Source organism: Escherichia sp. UTM R2 (assembly GCF_048593455.1).
Classification (GTDB): Bacteria; Pseudomonadota; Gammaproteobacteria; order Enterobacterales; family Enterobacteriaceae; genus Escherichia; species Escherichia coli.
On sequence record NZ_JBFWDY010000002.1, the window covers coordinates 4729680 to 4748354 of the forward strand.

The following is an 18675-nucleotide window of genomic DNA, read 5'->3' on the forward strand; positions in this document are numbered from 1 at the left end:
AATGAAAATTAGCGATGGAAACTGGTTGATTCAACCTGGCCTCAATTTGATTCACCCGCTTCAGGTGTTCGAGGTTGAACAGCAGGATAATGAAATGGTGGTCTATGCTGCCCCCCGTGATGTACGTGAACGTACCTGGCAGCTTGACACGCCTTTATTTACGCTGCGCTTTTTCTCCCCACAGGAAGGTATTGTCGGTGTGCGGATTGAGCATTTTCAGGGGGCGCTGAATAACGGTCCTCATTACCCGCTCAATATTTTGCAGGACGTGAAGGTCACAATCGAAAACACAGAACGTTATGCTGAGTTTAAAAGTGGCAACTTAAGCGCGCGTGTCAGCAAAGGTGAGTTCTGGTCACTGGATTTTCTGCGCAACGGCGAACGTATTACCGGTAGTCAGGTGAAAAATAATGGCTACGTGCAGGACACGAATAATCAACGCAATTATATGTTTGAGCGGCTTGATCTTGGCGTTGGCGAAACAGTTTACGGTCTGGGAGAGCGCTTTACTGCCCTGGTGCGCAATGGCCAGACGGTAGAGACCTGGAACCGGGACGGCGGCACAAGTACTGAACAGGCGTATAAAAATATCCCGTTCTACATGACTAACCGTGGTTATGGGGTACTGGTCAATCATCCCCAGTGTGTCTCTTTTGAAGTGGGATCGGAGAAAGTCTCCAAAGTGCAGTTCAGCGTTGAGAGTGAATATCTCGAATACTTTGTTATCGACGGCCCGACGCCGAAAGCGGTACTTGATCGTTATACCCGCTTTACTGGTCGTCCGGCGCTGCCGCCCGCGTGGTCCTTCGGCCTGTGGCTAACCACTTCATTTACCACCAACTACGACGAAGCGACGGTAAACAGCTTTATCGATGGTATGGCGGAACGCAATCTGCCGCTGCATGTTTTCCACTTTGACTGTTTCTGGATGAAAGCCTTCCAGTGGTGCGATTTTGAGTGGGACCCGCTGACTTTCCCTGACCCGGAAGGGATGATCCGCCGCCTGAAAGCGAAAGGGCTGAAAATCTGCGTCTGGATTAACCCCTATATCGGTCAAAAATCCCCCGTCTTTAAAGAGTTACAAGAGAAAGGCTATTTACTCAAACGCCCGGACGGTTCGCTATGGCAGTGGGATAAATGGCAGCCAGGTCTGGCGATTTATGACTTTACCAATCCGGATGCCTGCAAATGGTACGCCGACAAACTGAAAGGTCTGGTCGCGATGGGCGTTGATTGCTTTAAGACCGACTTTGGCGAACGTATCCCAACTGATGTTCAGTGGTTTGACGGTTCCGATCCGCAGAAAATGCATAACCATTATGCGTACATCTACAACGAACTGGTGTGGAACGTGCTCAAGGACACCGTTGGTGAGGAAGAAGCTGTCTTGTTTGCCCGCTCGGCCTCCGTCGGTGCGCAGAAATTCCCGGTACACTGGGGTGGCGATTGTTACGCTAACTACGAATCAATGGCGGAAAGCCTGCGCGGTGGTTTGTCTATTGGCCTTTCAGGTTTTGGCTTCTGGAGCCACGATATCGGCGGCTTTGAAAATACCGCTCCGGCGCACGTTTACAAACGCTGGTGCGCGTTTGGTTTGCTCTCCAGCCATAGCCGTTTGCACGGTAGCAAATCTTATCGTGTGCCGTGGGCCTACGATGATGAGTCCTGTGATGTGGTGCGCTTCTTCACGCAACTGAAATGCCGCATGATGCCGTATCTGTATCGTGAAGCTGCGCGTGCGAACGCGCGGGGTACGCCGATGATGCGGGCCATGATGATGGAGTTCCCGGACGATCCGGCTTGTGATTACCTTGACCGTCAATACATGTTAGGCGACAACGTGATGGTTGCGCCGGTGTTCACTGAAGCGGGCGATGTGCAGTTCTACCTGCCGGAAGGTCGCTGGACACACCTGTGGCACAACGATGAACTCGACGGTAGTCGCTGGCATAAACAGCAGCACGGCTTCCTGAGTCTGCCCGTTTATGTGCGTGATAACACTCTACTGGCGCTGGGCAACAACGATCAACGTCCCGATTACGTGTGGCACGAAGGCACGGCATTCCACCTCTTTAATCTGCAAGACGGGCATGAAGCCGTCTGTGAAGTGCCCGCTGCTGACGGATCGGTGATCTTTACTTTAAAAGCAGCACGTACTGGCAACACGATTACTGTGACTGGTGCGGGCGAGGCGAAGAACTGGACACTGTGCCTGCGCAATGTTGTGAAAGTAAATGGTCTGCAAGACGGTTCGCAGGCTGAAAGTGAGCAGGGGCTGGTGGTGAAGCCTCAAGGGAATGCGCTGACAATTACGTTGTAATCTATTGATGGAATGCCGGGTACGTCTGAGTCGTACCCGGCGAGATTGATGTTTACCGCACCGGCTCCGTCGATGTAACTTCACCGCTGGAAACGATGCCAGCATTCATGGTTTGAGTCACTTGCTGCTTTGCGGCGTTCACGGCATGCAATTGCCCGCTAACCGTAGGTTTCAACGGGACATTGGCCTGAATATCGCCACTGGCGGTAAGCTGAATATTGCCGTCGCCAGTCAACGGTAATTTAGGCCATCCCCACTGTTGCAAAATATTCACCGGCACACCGCGTCCATTCAGGCTGATATGTGTCTGACGTTGTGGCGTTTGTGAAACACTGGCGGTGGCTTCCAGAATGCCTTTTTCAGTAAATGCACTCAGTTCGCTGATATTCACCGTGCTGCTGTTGGCGATCAGCGCCAGCGACGGGCGACGAACATCAACACGATTGAATGTCGCGGCGGCGGCATTCAGATTCGCCGAGCCACTCCAGACGCCCCATTTATGATCGGTAACCAGCGTCAGGTTGGCACCGTAACCATCGAGCGCGGTGAGCTGCCACGGGAAGTCAGGGTCGATATCAATGATCAGATTGCGGCTGGCGCTAAATCTCTTCAGTTGCAGGCTGTTTAACCAACCGGGTGTCGTTTCCATCCACAACTGTTGCCAGTTTTTCGGCAAGGTATATTCCAGCCCGGCAATTGCCGCATCATCAAGGATCAACGTTTTCCCGTCACGCAGCCAGTTCCCTGACGTTCTGACCATACCCCCTTCCCAGCGGCTGGTGAACTGGCGCAGCGCTACGCCCTGCGGGGAAAATTCCGTGTTTATAATCGGGTCAAATAAATGCAGCGAACCATAAATGAACTCGCTAGCGTTCATCGACAGTTTGCCTTCCTGTGTCTGCCAGTCATCTTTACTGAAGGTCATGTTGCGCAAGCTGAGATCGAGGTCGGTCACCGCCCAGTCCGGACCTTGCAAACGAGCATCGATCACTTCCAGGCGACCAATCTGCAACGACGGGACAGAGCGTAATGGCGCAAAGAAGTCGGTTAGCGATTTTTCGCTTTGTAGACGTATATCCGCCATGCGCAGGTTTTCCACTTGCCAGCTGCCGTCGGCGTTACGCTGCGCGTTTCCGGTTAATGTCCCGCGGGCGATGTCGGCACCCAGGTTAGTCAGCGTAACGCGATCGTTATCAATACTGCCTTCAATCAGTACATTGGTGGCAGGAACATCATTGAGCGAAAGCGATCCGGCACTAAACTGAATCTGCGCCTTCGTACCCAGCACTTTACCGGCTTTTGGTGACCACGGAACTACGCCGCCATTTACCCGCTGCGCGCTCAGTTTCCATTCGCTATTCGGGCTATTAAACGCCATATCACGCAGTTGCAGACGATCGGCTTTGAACGGTAGCGGCGCGGTCTGGTCGGTGAGATTCAGCGTCCCGTTTTCCAGCAGGATGGTATCGACATGGCGTGGTTCGGTCAGTTGCCGACTGCTTAGCGCAATGTCGACACTTTTGGCCACCAGGGTCGCGGGCTGGCCATCACGACCAAACGTGACGTTCTCCAGCACGATATGAGATGGCGCGGAAAAACGGTGATCCATCGCCCCGAAGGCCAGATGATAGTCGCTATTCTCGGAAACCCATGCGCTGATATGTTCTGCTCCCCAGCGGGTTTGCAGAAGAAAATAGAGGCCAGCGATCGCCACTAACAGAGCGATGAGAATGTAGAGAAGCAGCTTCCCAATAAATTTCATGGTCTTCCATCCCGTGAAATGCACATAAGGGAGTTATGCACGATTTACGCGCAATCCTCAAGGCGGGAATGGTTAAAGAGGTGAGACTGCGGCGGTAATTATCTTACCGCCGCCAGTGAATTACTGTTTTTCTGGTGGGAAAATCAGATTCAGCACGATGGCAGTAATACCGCCCGCGGCGATCCCGGAGGAGAGCAGGTTTTTCAGCCATTCAGGGGCAAACTGCAAAATCAGCGGCTGCTGAGACACGCCCAGACCAACCGCCAGCGACAGCGCGATAATCAGAATCGCCCGACGGTTCAGCGGCTCACGAGAAACGATACGCACACCGGAGGCGGCGATGGTGCCAAACATTACAAGCGTTGCGCCGCCCAGAACCGGTTCTGGAATGTGTTGTACAAAACCGCTCACTGCCGGGAACAGACCCAGCACGATCAACATCAGCGCGACGACAAAACCGACATAGCGGCTGGCAACACCAGTCAACTGGATCACTCCGTTGTTTTGCCCGAAGCAGGAGTTCGGGAAGGTGTTAAACACCGCCGAAACAAACGAGTTCAGGCCGTTTGCCAGCACGCCGCCTTTCAGGCGTTTCATGTACAGCGGACCGGACACTGGCTGTTCGGAAACGTCAGAGGTCGCCGTGATATCGCCAATGGTTTCCAGCGAAGTGATCATAAAGACCAGCATCAGCGGCAGCAGCAGACTCCATTCAATGCCAAGACCGTAATAGAGCGGCGTTGGCACCATAATCAGTTCTTGCGTCATCGGTTCGTTGCTTTCTGGCAACATGCCCATAAACCACGCCAGCGCATATCCGGCCGCCATCGCAATTACCAGTGAGGCCACGCGTAAGTAAGGGTTACGTTGACGGTTAAGCAGGATAATTAAGGCTAAAACCACGCCTGCCAGCAGCAGATTTTTCGGTGCGCCGAAGGTGTTATCGCTCATGGCTGCGTAACCGCCGCCAATGGAGGTCAGCCCCACCTGAATTAGCGACAGGCCGATAATCATCACCACAACGCCAGAAACCAGCGGCGTAATAATGCGGCGCGCCAGATGCAGAACGCGGGAGATCACCATCTCGGTGCAACTTGCCAGCATCAACGTGCCGAACAAAGCCGCCATCATGGTAGGAACATCAGCACCACCGGTTTTCAGCGCGGTACCGCCCATAATCAGCGGGGCAACAAAGTTGAAGCTGGTGCCCTGAATAGACAACAGCCCGGAGCCAACCGGACCCCAGGCCTTAATTTGAATAATCGATGCCACACCGGAGGCAAACAGCGACATACTAATAATGTGTTGCGTGTCTTGTGCCGGTAAACCCAGCGCCTGGCAGATTAATAGCGCTGGCGTGATCACCGCAACGAACATCGCCAGCAGATGCTGACAGGCGGCAAACAGGGTTTGAGGAAGCGGCGGACGATCTTCAAGACGGTAAATCAGTTCGCTGTTTTGAGTCTGCGCAACCGGTTGCGCATTTTCTGACTCGAGGGTGGAAACAGACATCGAAAACAATCCCGTGGTAGCAAAGCGGGCATTTTAGCTGACCGAAAGAGAAAAGCAAACGTTTGCCACATCCTCATCTAAATATTTAAATGAGATAAATGCACTTTTTTATATAACTTTTGGTATTTTTCTGCTTAAAATCCATGCCATTTGTTCATTAACAGCTGAGAATTTGACCCAGGAAAGCATAACTCGATACCCGTCATAGTTCATGAGGTTGCCACTGCGCGATGAAGTATGACGAGTATGAAAGAGTGATGCGGATACAAAGGAGTAACTATGTTTCATCTCGATACTTTAGCAACGCTTGTTGCCGCAACGCTGACGTTGCTGCTCGGGCGTAAGTTGGTCCATTCCGTCTCCTTTTTGAAGAAATACACCATACCGGAACCTGTTGCGGGTGGTTTGTTGGTGGCGCTAGCGCTACTGGTACTGAAAAAAAGCATGGGCTGGGAAGTCAACTTTGATATGTCCCTGCGCGATCCGTTAATGCTGGCTTTCTTCGCCACCATTGGCCTGAACGCCAACATTGCCAGTTTGCGTGCCGGTGGGCGTGTGGTTGGCATCTTCTTGATTGTGGTTGTTGGTCTGTTGGTGATGCAAAATGCCATTGGCATTGGTATGGCTAGCCTGTTAGGGCTTGATCCGCTGATGGGGCTGTTGGCCGGTTCTATTACGCTTTCCGGCGGTCACGGTACGGGCGCTGCGTGGAGTAAATTGTTCATTGAACGTTATGGCTTCACCAATGCGACGGAAGTGGCGATGGCCTGTGCAACGTTCGGTCTGGTGCTGGGCGGCTTGATTGGCGGTCCGGTGGCGCGCTATCTGGTGAAACACTCCACCACGCCGAACGGTATTCCGGATGACCAGGAAGTCCCGACGGCGTTTGAAAAGCCGGATGTGGGCCGCATGATCACCTCGCTGGTGCTGATTGAAACTATCGCGCTGATTGCTATCTGCCTGACGGTGGGGAAAATTGTTGCGCAACTTTTGGCTGGCACTGCTTTTGAACTGCCGACCTTCGTCTGTGTACTGTTTGTTGGCGTGATTCTGAGCAACGGTCTGTCAATGATGGGCTTTTACCGCGTCTTTGAGCGTGCGGTATCCGTGCTGGGTAACGTAAGCCTGTCGTTGTTCCTGGCGATGGCGCTGATGGGGCTGAAACTGTGGGAGCTGGCTTCGCTGGCGCTGCCGATGCTGGCGATTCTGGTGGTACAGACCATCTTCATGGCGTTGTATGCCATCTTCGTTACCTGGCGCATGATGGGCAAAAACTACGATGCGGCAGTGCTGGCTGCGGGTCACTGTGGTTTTGGCCTCGGTGCAACGCCAACGGCAATCGCCAACATGCAGGCGATCACTGAACGCTTTGGCCCGTCGCACATGGCGTTTTTGGTGGTGCCGATGGTCGGTGCGTTCTTTATCGATATCGTCAATGCGCTGGTGATTAAGCTGTATTTAATGTTGCCGATTTTTGCCGGTTAAAAATGAAAAAGCGTCGGAAGGAACCGGAAACGCTACGTGAACACTGTCGCCATATTTTTGGTGATGAGCCGCCAGTGCTCTGTGTATGGGAAACGGAATTTGATTACGCAGATGCCGAACTCAAGGCGCTGGCGGCTAAAGAGTGGCAGCAGATCAGCGAATGGGATTTGAGTGCTTACTATGTACTCAATCTCGTTTATAACGAACCGATGCAAATAGAGTTGTTTCGCTATCTGTTTCCGCTCTGCCTGGCGCAATGGCATGAAACCGTTTTAGCTGGCGGTTATGGTGATCACTTCGAAGAATCCTTAATGAAGGCATTGTGTCGGCCCTATCTCTGGCAGGAGATGATGAATGCTTCCCAACGCCAGCAGGTACGGCAATTTTTACTGGACACCGCGTTGCAGCGTATGGATAACGAGCGTGGTTTCAATAACGTTCTTTGCTGGCTGGCGGTGTTCAATACTCTGGGTGGGGCCGCGCCGTTAATTCGTTCTCTCTGGTCGCGCTGGTGGGCGCTGGATACGCCAGGAAAAGCGGTGTGTGCTATTCAGTATGCCGCGCATCTAATTTATCCCATAGAAGCCAATCCGTTATGGTCGCAAGAATGGATAGGCTGGGGGCATCCATTAGGCCATAAAGATGGCTGGTCCTCTGATAATCGCGCTTTTCTTCGCCAAATGTTAACACCTGAAATGATTGTGGCTGGCGTACAGGCAGCGGCTGAAATTCTGCGTGGTGAACCGGAAGGCGCAATGGCGGCGCGAATTGCACAGGATGCGTATGAGGCAATGGATATCCTCACTATCCAGATTGAAGATTTACTGCGTGACTTGTCTTGTGATGAGTCTGGTCATGCGTTGGAGTAACGTTCCGTCTCCGGCATCCAGCGTTCTATCAGGGCTTTTGCTTGTTGTGGGTAACGTTCGTGAATATGTCGCGCCAGGCGCTGAACTTCCGGGATCATCGCCTGATCGCGCAGTAAATCCGCCACTTTAAACTCAGCATTACCCGTCTGACGCGTACCTAACAGTTCACCCGGTCCGCGAATCTCTAAGTCTTTCTGTGCAATCACAAAACCGTCGTTGCTGTCGCGCAGCACTTGCAGCCGAATTTGCGCGGTTTTGGAGAGCGGCGTTTTGTAGAGCAGCACGCAGTGAGAAGCCACCGCACCACGACCTACACGCCCGCGAAGCTGGTGTAACTGCGCCAGACCCAGACGCTCCGGGTTTTCGATAATCATCAGACTGGCGTTAGGCACATCAACGCCGACTTCAATAACGGTTGTGGCAACCAGCAGGTGTAGCTCACCTTGTTTAAACGACGCCATCACCGCCTGTTTCTCGGCAGGTTTCATCCGCCCGTGTACCAGGCCAACGTTCAACTCTGGTAGCGCCAGTTTCAACTCTTCCCAGGTAGCTTCCGCCGCCTGCGCTTCCAGCAATTCCGACTCTTCAATCAACGTACAAACCCAGTATGCCTGACGACCTTCAGTTATGCAGGCGTGGTGCACGCGGTCAATGATGTCGGTACGGCGGGTATCAGGAATAGCGACCGTAGTCACTGGCGTGCGGCCTGGCGGCAGCTCATCTATCACCGAGGTATCGAGATCGGCATACGCAGTCATTGCCAGCGTGCGGGGGATCGGCGTGGCGGTCATGATCAACTGATGCGGATGGAAGCCCTGCTGCTGGCCTTTCTCCCACAATGCCAGACGCTGATGCACGCCAAAACGATGCTGTTCGTCGATAATCACCAGCGCCAGGCCGTTAAACTGCACCTGTTCCTGGAAGATGGCGTGTGTACCGACAATCATCTGCACCTGACCGCTGGCGATGGCTTCCTGCTGTGCCAGCCGTGCTTTACCTTTCTGCTTACCGGCGAGCCAGCCCACTTCGATACCGAGCGGTGCAAACCAGTTGCGGAAGTTATTGGCGTGCTGCTCGGCGAGTAATTCGGTTGGTGCCATCAATGCTACCTGTTTGCCGTGGGCAATCGCACGCAACGCGGCGAGGGCGGCGACCAGCGTTTTACCGGAACCTACATCGCCCTGCACCAGACGCATCATCGGCACATCCAGCGCCATATCGCGCTCGATCTCCGCCACTACGCGTGCCTGTGCGCCCGTTGGCTTGAACGGTAAGGCGGCGAGGAGTTTATTTTTCAGCGTGTCATTGGCGCTCAGCGGCTGGGCATGAAAACGCTGTGCTCCGGCACGTAAGGCTAACATGCTGAGGTTGTGCGCCAGCAGTTCTTCCAGAATCAGACGACGTTGCGCCGGATGCTGCCCGGTTTCCAGATCGCTAAGCTGTAGCGTCGGTGGCGGGCGGTGCAAAGTGCGCAACGCTTCCGGTAGCGTCATCATTCCTTGTGACAGTTCCGGCGGCAGGAGTTCTTCAATGGCGCAGGTGTCGAGCAGATCCAGCGCCTGGTCGGTTAATTTACGCAGCGTGGCCTGCTTTACGCCTTCCGTTGTTGGATAAACCGGCGTGAGCGTTTCCTGTAATTCTGGCGTGCTGAGATCGCCCTGCACGCGGTATTCCGGGTGGATCATCTCCGCACCATATTTACCGCGCTTTGCTTCGCCATAAGCCAGTACACGGCGGCCCGCCGCCAGGCTATTTTTCATTGCCGCGCTGAAATTGAAAAAGCGCATGGTGAGGATGCCGGAACCGTCGCTGATCTGGCAGGTCATCATCCGCCGACCGCCGAAGGAGATATTGCAGTTCAGCACTTCGCCTTCCACCGTGGCATAAACGCCCGGCAGTAGTTCTCCGATGGGGTAGAGATGGGTGCGATCTTCGTAGCGCAGGGGAAGGTGTAAGAGTAGATCCTGCACGGTATGCAGGTTGATTTTCGCCAGTTTGTTACTAAGTGCTGCGCCAACGCCCGTTAGGGAACTGAGTGGGACAGCATCTAACAGGCGACCTTTCATGGCACTTACCCTGCAGCCTGCATAGTAGCCCACCAGTCGGCATCAGCTTCGATCTCGCCTTGCTGATTGACGTGGGGATAAGGCAGGCCTTTGCGTTTTGCGACTTTCGCCAGCACCGGATAGCCGCCTTCAAACAACAGGCGTTGTTGCTCTGCTTCCGGCAACATGCTGTTTTCACGCAGGTACATGCCTGCATTTTGCCGCTGACGCTGGGCTTCGTAAAGAATGAGGGCTGAGGCAACGGAAACATTCAGCGACTGCACCATGCCGATCATCGGAATGATGATGTCCTGATCCGCCAGGGCCAATGCTTCCTGCGTGATGCCCGTTTTCTCCTGTCCCATCAAAATGCAGGTCGGGCGAGTGTAATCAATTTCGCGGAAATCGACAGCGTTATCAGAAAGATGGGTTGCCAGAATCTGCATGCCCTGGCCTTTGAGATGAGCGACGGCATCGCCAATGGTGCGGTGTGTTTTCACCTGTACCCAGCTGTTACTACCCGCCGCTGCCGAAGCCATGGTGCGCATGCGGCTACCAGGCCAGACGGCGTGAACTTCATGTACGCCAACGGCATCTGCGGTACGAATAATCGCAGAAACGTTATGAGGTTTGTGGACCTGCTCCATGCAGACGGTCAGATCAGGCTGCCGCCTGGCGAGCATTTCGCAGATGCGTGCATAACGTGTTGGGTTCATAAAACATTAATTTCGGTTTCGGGTGACTTTAATCACGTCTGGCATCACGCGGATTTTGCGCATGATATTCGCCAGATGCACACGGTCACGAGCGGTCAGACGAATAAAGGCGCTGTAGACGCGACCATCTTTCTCTTCCGTATTCAAACTTTGAATATTCGAAGTCGTGGTGTTAATTGCCGCCGTCAGGTTTGCCAGCGCACCCTGATGATTGAACATCTCCACCTTGATTTCGGTGATGAACTCCTGCGCCGTCTCTTTATCCCATTCCACAGCCATAAACTTCTCTGGCTCTTTCTGGTAGCCACGGATATTACGGCAGGATTCATGGTGGATCACCAGACCTTTACCGGGGCTGACGTGGGCGATAATCGGGTCGCCAGGAATAGGGCGGCAGCATTTCGCAAAGGTGATCAGCACGCCATCGGCACCTTTAATGGGCAGATGTCCGTGGCTTTGGGTTGCCGGTGGAATGGAGGCGTCCCCATGTTGCAGATTTTTCGCGACCACCACGCTCATTGCGTTACCAAGTCCGATTTCTGCCAGCAGATCGTCAAGCGTTGCCAGCTTCATGCGATCCAGCTCGCGCTGAATATTTTCCTGCGGGATTTCATTCAGCTTACGGCTACCACCCAAAGCATGGTTGAGCAGACGACGGCCCAGGCTTACAGAATCATCACGCTTGAGGTTTTTCAGCAACTGACGAATTTTGGCGCGCGCTTTCGAGCTAACGACAAAGTTCAGCCAAGCGGCATTCGGGCGAGCGCCCGGAGCGGTAATGATTTCAACGGTTTGACCGCTGGTAAGCGGCTGCGACAGCGGGTAAGGCTGGCGGTCAACGCGTGCGCCCACGCAGGCATGACCGATATCGGTATGCACTGCATAAGCGAAGTCGACGGGCGTTGCACCGGCAGGCAGCTCGACAATGCGCCCTTCCGGTGTGAAAACGTAAATCTCATCCGGGAAGAGATCGGATTTAACGCTCTCGATAAATTCAAACGAACTACCGGCGCTCTGTTGCAGCTCCAGCAGGCTTTGCATCCAGCGCTGGGCGCGGATTTGTGCGGTAGTACTGGTTTCGCCGTGCTCTTTATAAGCCCAGTGCGCGGCAACACCCATCTCCGCCATCTGATCCATATCTTCGGTACGGATCTGGACCTCAACCGGCACGCCGTGCGGGCCAATCATCGAGGTGTGCAACGACTGATAGCCGTTCGCTTTTGGAATGGCGATATAGTCTTTCACGCGGCCCGGACGCGGCTTGTACAGGCTGTGCATCTGGCCCAGCACGCGATAACAGGTGTCAGAATCATTGACGATCACGCGGAAAGCGTAGATGTCCATGATTGAGTGAAAACGCTGCTCTTTGAGCACCATTTTGCAGTAAATCGAATAAAGATGCTTTTCGCGACCACTGACGCGGCACGGTATTCCCGCTTCCTGCAAACGCCCTTCGATTTCAGAGAGGATTTTTTGGATCATCTCTTTACGGTTGCCGCGCGCGGCTTTCACCACTTCTTTAATTACGCGGTAACGATTGGGATACAGCGCCTCAAAACCCAGCTCTTCGAGTTCGGTTTTAATGTGGTGGATACCTAAACGGTGCGCCAGCGGGCTGTAAATTTCGAGAGTTTCACGGGCGATGCGGCGACGTTTGTCCGGGCGAAGTGAGCCCAGCGTGCGCATGTTGTGGGTACGGTCGGCAAGTTTGATGAGGATGACGCGGATATCCTGCACCATCGCCATAATCATCTTGCGAAAGTTTTCGGCCTGCGCCTCTTTCTTATCGCGGAACTTGAGTTTATCAAGTTTCGACACCCCCTCTACCAGCTCGGCGACGCTTTTACCAAAAAGCTGTTCCATATCCTGGTAGGTGGCGGGAGTATCTTCAATCACGTCATGCAGCAGCGCCGCCATCAGCGTTTCATAGTCGAGTTTCATCTCGGCCAGAATGCAGGCAACCGCTACCGGGTGCGTGATATAGGGTTCACCGCTTGAACGTGTTTGCCCCTCGTGAGCATCACGTGCAACGAGATACGCCTGCCGCAGACGCTTGATTTGGTCTTCCGGCAGGTAGGTTTGAATCAGTTGATTCAGGCTTTCAAACAGATACAAGGGCGACCCGCTTTGTGATTAACGACGACCTTCAGCAATAGCGGTAACGGCTTGTAATTCAGCGGCTTCCTGCTCTTGCTGTTCCTGGCGTTCGCGAACGTCGAGGATCTGGTTGTTGATCAGACCTTCTTCGATTTCGCGCAGCGCGATTACAGTGGTTTTATCGTTTTCTTCCGGTACCAGCGGATCCTTTCCGCCTACCTGCATCTGACGAGCGCGACGCGCGGCGACCAGTACCAGGTCAAAACGGTTACCAATTTTCTCTACAGCGTCCTGAACAGTTACGCGTGCCATACTTAAAAAGCTCCACAGGTGAAGAAATGACTGGGCATGATACTGAAATCAGGTTCAGTCTGCCAACAATTTGCTGATTAAAGCGTCATGACGCTGCTTTTGGCGGCTCATGCGCAGACGTTCGGCGCGAATAATGGTCTTCAAATCGGTCAACGCGGTATCGAAGTCATCATTCACAATCAGGTAATCATATTCGGCGTAATGGCTCATTTCTGCAACAGCTTGCGCCATACGCTTTGCAATGACCTCTTCGCTGTCCTGACCGCGACCGCGTAGACGGCGGTCCAGTTCAATTTTAGACGGCGGTAAAATAAAGATACTCCGCGCGTGCGGCATCTTCTGGCGAATTTGCTGCGCGCCCTGCCAGTCGATATCGAGAAAAACATCGACACCGGTCGCCAGTACTTGCTCAATGGCCTCACGCGAAGTGCCATAGTAATTACCAAAAACTTCTGCGTGTTCGAGGAACGCATCTCTGCTAATCATTTCTTTAAATTCATCATGATTAACAAAGAAATAATGTTCACCGTGGACTTCACCAGGACGCGGTTGGCGTGTGGTGTGTGAAACAGAAACCTGGGTGTCATACAACGGTTGGGTTTTTAATAAAGCCTGAATCAGGCTGGATTTACCCGCGCCACTGGGGGCAGAAACAATATAAAGCGTGCCTTGAGCCATGAGTATCTTTCGTATGTGATTAGCGAAATAAAGCCTACATACGAGCTTATTATACACGGCGCGGCCATGTGACGTAGCCCTTGCTCACACTTTTTGCGCAAAGTTGTTGCGTTTTGCGTAGCTGCTTCCGCATTTGCCTGTCATTCACTGCAATAAAGACGATTTTCAGGAAGCGTCCTCGCAGACTCCGTTTTTGCCACTCGGCTTTGCTTTCATCACGTTGTATATCTGCCTGACTACCTACAGCGGAGGTGATGATGAAAGTATGGATGGCGATATTAATAAGTATCTTGTGCTGGCAATCATCTGTGTGGGCGGTCTGTCCGGCCTGGTCGCCAGCCAGAGCACAGGAAGAAATTTCCCGCCTGCAACAGCAAATAAAACAGTGGGACGATGACTACTGGAAGGAAGGAAAAAGTGAGGTGGAAGACGGTGTTTACGATCAGTTAAGCGCCCGTCTTACGCAGTGGCAACGCTGCTTTGGGAGCGAGCCCCGCGACGTGATGATGCCGCCTTTAAATGGTGCGGTTATGCATCCGGTTGCCCATACGGGTGTACGCAAAATGGTGGATAAAAACGCATTAAGTCTGTGGATGCGAGAACGTAGCGATCTTTGGGTGCAGCCAAAAGTTGATGGCGTTGCGGTAACCCTGGTTTATCGGGACGGGAAACTGAACAAAGCAATCAGTCGCGGTAATGGCCTGAAAGGCGAGGACTGGACGCAGAAAGTTAGCTTAATTTCCGCTGTGCCGCAAACCGTTAGCGGGCCTTTAGCCAACAGTACGCTTCAGGGGGAAATATTTCTCCAGCGCGAGGGGCATATCCAACAACAAATGGGGGGAATAAATGCCCGCGCAAAAGTTGCTGGCTTGATGATGCGCCAGGACGATAGCGACACGCTGAATTCTCTGGGCGTTTTTGTCTGGGCATGGCCGGATGGACCGCAGTTAATGTCTGATCGTTTAAAAGAGCTGGCTACCGCAGGTTTTACTCTAACGCAGACGTATACCCGTGCGGTGAAAAATGCTGATGAAGTTGCGCGCGTACGCAATGAGTGGTGGAAAGCGGAATTACCCTTCGTCACCGATGGCGTAGTTGTACGAGCGGCGAAAGAGCCAGAATCCCGCCATTGGCTACCGGGCCAGGCAGAGTGGCTGGTGGCCTGGAAATATCAACCTGTAGCTCAGGTTGCCGAAGTGAAGGCAATTCAGTTTGCGGTGGGTAAGAGCGGTAAAATATCGGTGGTTGCGTCACTCGCACCTGTCATGCTGGATGATAAAAAAGTCCAGCGGGTGAATATTGGTTCCGTCAGGCGCTGGCAGGAGTGGGATATTGCGCCTGGTGATCAGATTCTCGTCAGCCTTGCCGGTCAGGGTATTCCTCGCATTGATGATGTGGTGTGGCGCGGTGCAGAACGTACAAAACCGACACCGCCAGAAAACCGCTTTAACTCGTTGACCTGCTACTTTGCTTCTGATGTTTGTCAGGAACAGTTCATTTCACGCTTAGTCTGGCTGGGGGCAAAACAGGTTCTTGGGCTGGATGGCATTGGTGAGGCCGGCTGGCGCGCGCTGCATCAGACTCATCGCTTTGAGCATATCTTTTCCTGGCTTTTATTAACGCCAGAGCAATTACAGAACACGCCGGGGATCGCGAAAAGTAAAAGTGCGCAGCTATGGCATCAGTTTAATCTGGCTCGTAAGCAGCCTTTTACTCGCTGGGTGATGGCAATGGGAATACCGCTAACCCGGGCGGCGCTTAATGCCAGTGATGAACGGTCCTGGTCGCAACTTTTATTTAGCACGGAGCAGTTCTGGCAGCAGCTGCCGGGCACTGGATCGGGGCGCGCCAGACAGGTTATTGAATGGAAGGAAAATGCGCAAATCAAGAAGCTGGGCAGTTGGCTGGCTGCCCAGCAGATCACAGGTTTTGAACCTTAGTGTCCTTCGTGGCTGTAGTAAAAGACCGGTAATCCCAGCTTAAGGCGTAGCGCCAGTAAGCGGGCAAAAAAGCCGAATACCAGGGTGGAGATAATTACCACATCATGATTAGAAACATAGTGTTGCAGCGCGATGTACAGCACGGCGGAGGCAAATGAGACACCGGCATACAACTCTTTCTGGAATACCAGTGGGATGCGTTTACAGAACATATCGCGCAAAACGCCGCCAAACACGCCGGTGGTTACCGCCGCGACAACGGCAATAATTGGGCCGTGCCCCATATCCAGTGCAACCTGTGCCCCGATGATAGAAAAGACCACCAGTCCGAGCGCATCGAGCACCAGAAACACTTTGCGCAGGTAAGGCATTACAGGAGCAACGATAGTGGTGAGTACTGCGGCGGTAGCGACGATAATCACATATTCCGGGTGTTTGACCCAGCCGAGCGGATAGTGGCCCAGCAGAATATCGCGCACTGACCCTCCGCCAATTGCGGTGGCGGTCGCAATAATAATTACGCCAAATGTATCCATGCGCCGTCGTCCGGCCGCCAGCGCCCCCGTCATGGCTTCGGCAGTAATGCCAACCAAATACAAAATGTGTAACAGCATGGTTCTCTCCCTAAAAATCTGTCTGGCAGGGTAGCGATTTGTGCGCATTGTCACGATTGAGATTTTTTAAGGTGAGGGGAAATTGATAACTTGTAGTTATGTGAAATCGCTATTTTCTGTAGCAGAGATGCATTCTTCTGACTTCTTGTCTGAGAAAATGCATAAGAAAAAATAGGTTAAAACTGAGGGGGGAAAAGAAAGGTGCAATATTTAGCCATTGTGTTCACTGCACCTGGACCTTGGCTTACGCATCGGGTGTCTCAATCAACAAAAAGAGTTTTTAGTTTCTGCTATTTCTTCTCTGTAATTTTTACACTGTTTTCCAACTGCTTGATGCTGACCTGCGGGGTCGGCAACTCCTCAGGCATGGTTCCGCCAAGTTCCTGAATGGTTTGCCTCACCTTGCTACCCACGTCAAAGTGTGTGGTATTAGCTTGCTGTTTTGAATTCACGCCATCCCGCTTGAGTTTTTCTTCTGTTTGGGTAGCTCGAAAGAGATTAGCCGCCAGTTCTGTTGAACCCATATGATCCAGGATCTTCTGACTCTTTTTCAGCCCCTTCAGTTGGTGGATGGCTTTCTGATCTAATCCACCATACAGCCCTTGGTAACCATGATTCTGAAATATGGCGAAATCAGTAGCTGTCGCTACCCCAGCTTGCTGTGCTGCCTCAACCAATTGTTTGTTATGTTCTTTCAATTCATTTCTCAGAAAAAGACGCTTTTCGTCTTCACGAAGTTACCTGAAAGCTTCATCGTCAGCCAGCTCCTGCCGTCGGGTCTGGATAGCAAAATAAGTTTGCCCTGCCGCAATAACCGGTTTCGCAGGGTCGCCGTTTTGTACTACCAGGTAACAGGCATAGCGGGAGAGATGAACATCTTCAAGTTCTCGTTGAGCCCCTGAACCTAATACAACCATTTTGGTGGTTTCAACGAAATGGTCAGATGCAGCTTGATTGCTGGCTTCGCACGCTTGAGTCGCGCGGGCCAGTACCTTTTGAAAATTGCGCCAGTCCCGATAATCCAGTAACGGTGCCAATTCTCTAGCTGACCAAAATTCTTGCCCTTCAGTGCCATAATGCCGTATTTCTTCAAAAGGTTGATGATGTTCGTTCATTGCCCACTCCATGTGATATCGATTGCAAAGAAAGTAAATCTGTAACTGTATTTATATACAGTTGTGAGTATCTCACGTTCTCAGTGTGCTGGGCAAAAAAACATCGCAAAATCTGGAGCAGGCACGCAAAACAGAATTGAAGTTGCGGGGAAGAAAAATGCCGCTCTGTTTGAGTGGGCGGCATTTGTGAAGGCTGAAAAGTAAGAATTAGTGTTACGAGTTACTCAATATTCTGAATCTGCTCGCGCATCTGCTCAATCAACACTTTCAGCTCAATCGCGGAGTTTGTCACTTCGGCATTGATAGACTTCGACGCAAGAGTGTTCGACTCGCGGTTGAATTCCTGCATCATAAAGTCCAGACGACGACCAACGGCTTCTTTTTTCTTCAGAATGTTGTAGGTCTCTTTGACATGCGCTTCCAGGCGGTCCAGTTCTTCGGCAACGTCAATTCGTTGTGCCAGCAGAACCAGCTCCTGCTCCAGACGGTTGTTTTCCAACTGAACCTGAGCATCTTCCAGCTTCGCGACCAGACGCTCACGCTGCCATTGCAGGATTTCCGGCATATGGGCGCGGACTTTGACCACTTCGGCGGTGACGCCTTCCAGACGCTGCTCGATCAATGCTTTCAGTGCCTGACCTTCGGTTTCGCGCGCGACAATAAAGTCGTCCAGCGTACCATCCAGCGCCGCGAGAATTTCAGCGGCAATGGCGTCAAGATCCTGCTCCTGGGCTGCCATCACGCCCGGCCAGCGTAGAATATCAACCGGGTTGATTTCCCCTTCGTCACTCTGCATTTTTACCCAGTTCGCGGCAGTTACCAGCTGTTTAGCCAGTTTTTCGTTGAGGATCAGCTCACCTTGCGCGCTAACATCTGGCTCATAGCGCAGGGTACATTCCACTTTACCGCGCGTCAGGCGAGAACGAATACGCTCGCGAACGACAGGTTCAAGGCTACGGAACTGCTCCGGCAGACGAAAGTAAGTTTCCAGATAACGCTGGTTTACCGAGCGCATTTCCCAGGTTGCGCTCCCCCATTCACCCTTGATTTCACGCCGGGCGTAGGCGGTCATACTGCGGATCATAGACGTTCCTGTTTATAAAAGGAGAGGTGGAAGGATTATAGCCATCGATGCCTTGTCAGGATAGGAATAACCGCCGGAAGTCCGTATAATGCGCAGCCACATTTGTTTCAAGCCGGAGATTTCAAT

At 52.7% G+C, this 18675-nt stretch carries 13 protein-coding genes and 1 pseudogene; 4 read left to right on the forward strand and 10 right to left on the reverse strand.

Translation table 11 applies throughout. The features are described 5' to 3' along the window. Position 1: 1 nt before the first annotated feature. Complete coding sequence (gene yicI / locus AB4H76_RS23615; protein WP_000702898.1) at positions 2 to 2320, forward strand: alpha-xylosidase; 2319 nt, start codon at positions 2 to 4, stop codon at positions 2318 to 2320. A gap of 52 nt (positions 2321 to 2372) precedes the next feature. On the opposite strand, the gene AB4H76_RS23620 is transcribed toward yicI, so the two are convergent. Beyond that, positions 2373 to 4082, reverse strand: a complete 1710-nt coding sequence (locus AB4H76_RS23620; RefSeq protein ID WP_063084830.1) for an AsmA family protein — start codon at positions 4080 to 4082, stop codon at positions 2373 to 2375. Positions 4083 to 4202: 120 nt separating this feature from the next. Continuing rightward, on the reverse strand, positions 4203 to 5594 hold the full coding sequence (gene xanP, locus AB4H76_RS23625; RefSeq protein WP_001295238.1) for a xanthine/proton symporter XanP: 1392 nt from the start codon (positions 5592 to 5594) through the stop codon (positions 4203 to 4205). Positions 5595 to 5873: 279 nt separating this feature from the next. Here xanP and gltS point away from each other — a divergent pair, with 279 nt between their 5' ends. After that, on the forward strand, positions 5874 to 7079 hold the full coding sequence (gltS, locus tag AB4H76_RS23630; RefSeq protein WP_000468836.1) for a sodium/glutamate symporter: 1206 nt from the start codon (positions 5874 to 5876) through the stop codon (positions 7077 to 7079). A gap of 2 nt (positions 7080 to 7081) precedes the next feature. Beyond that, positions 7082 to 7948: a hypothetical protein gene (locus tag AB4H76_RS23635; protein ID WP_000747329.1), complete on the forward strand. Its 867-nt coding sequence runs from the start codon at positions 7082 to 7084 to the stop codon at positions 7946 to 7948. On the opposite strand, the gene recG is transcribed toward AB4H76_RS23635, so the two are convergent. The 5 genes from recG to gmk are packed head-to-tail and all read right to left on the reverse strand — an operon-like array spanning position 7933 to position 13796. Further along, positions 7933 to 10014, reverse strand: coding sequence for an ATP-dependent DNA helicase RecG (gene recG, locus AB4H76_RS23640; RefSeq protein WP_000678419.1), 2082 nt, complete (start codon positions 10012 to 10014; stop codon positions 7933 to 7935). The two genes, AB4H76_RS23635 and recG, sit on opposite strands and share 16 nt — an antisense overlap. Positions 10015 to 10019: 5 nt before the next feature. Beyond that, positions 10020 to 10709 (reverse strand): tRNA (guanosine(18)-2'-O)-methyltransferase TrmH, encoded by a 690-nt coding sequence (trmH, locus tag AB4H76_RS23645; protein WP_001070177.1) that lies wholly within the window; start codon positions 10707 to 10709, stop codon positions 10020 to 10022. A 6-nt stretch (positions 10710 to 10715) separates the two neighbouring features. After that, entirely contained in the window at positions 10716 to 12824 is a 2109-nt protein-coding gene (gene spoT, locus AB4H76_RS23650; RefSeq protein ID WP_000280488.1) for a bifunctional GTP diphosphokinase/guanosine-3',5'-bis pyrophosphate 3'-pyrophosphohydrolase, read from the reverse strand. A gap of 18 nt (positions 12825 to 12842) precedes the next feature. Beyond that, positions 12843 to 13118, reverse strand: coding sequence for a DNA-directed RNA polymerase subunit omega (gene rpoZ / locus AB4H76_RS23655; RefSeq protein WP_000135058.1), 276 nt, complete (start codon positions 13116 to 13118; stop codon positions 12843 to 12845). A 54-nt stretch (positions 13119 to 13172) separates the two neighbouring features. Beyond that, complete coding sequence (gene gmk, locus AB4H76_RS23660; protein ID WP_001295237.1) at positions 13173 to 13796, reverse strand: guanylate kinase; 624 nt, start codon at positions 13794 to 13796, stop codon at positions 13173 to 13175. A gap of 257 nt (positions 13797 to 14053) precedes the next feature. On the opposite strand from gmk, the gene ligB reads away from it, so the two are divergent. After that, the gene (gene ligB, locus AB4H76_RS23665) at positions 14054 to 15736 is read left to right on the forward strand and encodes an NAD-dependent DNA ligase LigB (protein ID WP_000870047.1); all 1683 of its coding nucleotides are present in this window, start codon (positions 14054 to 14056) and stop codon (positions 15734 to 15736) included. On the opposite strand, the gene AB4H76_RS23670 is transcribed toward ligB, so the two are convergent. The 3 genes and pseudogenes from AB4H76_RS23670 to AB4H76_RS23680 all read right to left on the reverse strand — a co-directional run bounded on the left by AB4H76_RS23670 (position 15733) and on the right by AB4H76_RS23680 (position 18549). Beyond that, entirely contained in the window at positions 15733 to 16350 is a 618-nt protein-coding gene (locus AB4H76_RS23670; protein WP_000924289.1) for a trimeric intracellular cation channel family protein, read from the reverse strand. The two genes, ligB and AB4H76_RS23670, sit on opposite strands and share 4 nt — an antisense overlap. A 290-nt stretch (positions 16351 to 16640) precedes the next feature. Next, positions 16641 to 17465 (reverse strand): annotated as a pseudogene (dinD, locus tag AB4H76_RS23675) (DNA damage-inducible protein D). Positions 17466 to 17685: 220 nt separating this feature from the next. Next, a complete protein-coding gene (locus AB4H76_RS23680; protein WP_000621336.1) occupies positions 17686 to 18549 on the reverse strand; it encodes a YicC/YloC family endoribonuclease in 864 nt (287 codons plus the stop codon). Between the last annotated feature and the right edge of the window lie 126 nt (positions 18550 to 18675).

Excerpts from the sequence above, each read along its gene's own strand:
- yicI (WP_000702898.1), top strand. The coding sequence starts at position 2 with ATGAAAATTAGCGATGGAAACTGGTTGATTCAACCTGGCCTCAATTTG.
- AB4H76_RS23620 (WP_063084830.1), bottom strand. The coding sequence starts at position 4,082 with ATGAAATTTATTGGGAAGCTGCTTCTCTACATTCTCATCGCTCTGTTA.
- xanP (WP_001295238.1), bottom strand. The coding sequence starts at position 5,594 with ATGTCTGTTTCCACCCTCGAGTCAGAAAATGCGCAACCGGTTGCGCAG.
- gltS (WP_000468836.1), top strand. The coding sequence starts at position 5,874 with ATGTTTCATCTCGATACTTTAGCAACGCTTGTTGCCGCAACGCTGACG.
- AB4H76_RS23635 (WP_000747329.1), top strand. The coding sequence starts at position 7,082 with ATGAAAAAGCGTCGGAAGGAACCGGAAACGCTACGTGAACACTGTCGC.
- recG (WP_000678419.1), bottom strand. The coding sequence starts at position 10,014 with ATGAAAGGTCGCCTGTTAGATGCTGTCCCACTCAGTTCCCTAACGGGC.
- trmH (WP_001070177.1), bottom strand. The coding sequence starts at position 10,709 with ATGAACCCAACACGTTATGCACGCATCTGCGAAATGCTCGCCAGGCGG.
- rpoZ (WP_000135058.1), bottom strand. The coding sequence starts at position 13,118 with ATGGCACGCGTAACTGTTCAGGACGCTGTAGAGAAAATTGGTAACCGT.
- gmk (WP_001295237.1), bottom strand. The coding sequence starts at position 13,796 with ATGGCTCAAGGCACGCTTTATATTGTTTCTGCCCCCAGTGGCGCGGGT.
- ligB (WP_000870047.1), top strand. The coding sequence starts at position 14,054 with ATGAAAGTATGGATGGCGATATTAATAAGTATCTTGTGCTGGCAATCA.
- AB4H76_RS23670 (WP_000924289.1), bottom strand. The coding sequence starts at position 16,350 with ATGCTGTTACACATTTTGTATTTGGTTGGCATTACTGCCGAAGCCATG.
- AB4H76_RS23680 (WP_000621336.1), bottom strand. The coding sequence starts at position 18,549 with ATGATCCGCAGTATGACCGCCTACGCCCGGCGTGAAATCAAGGGTGAA.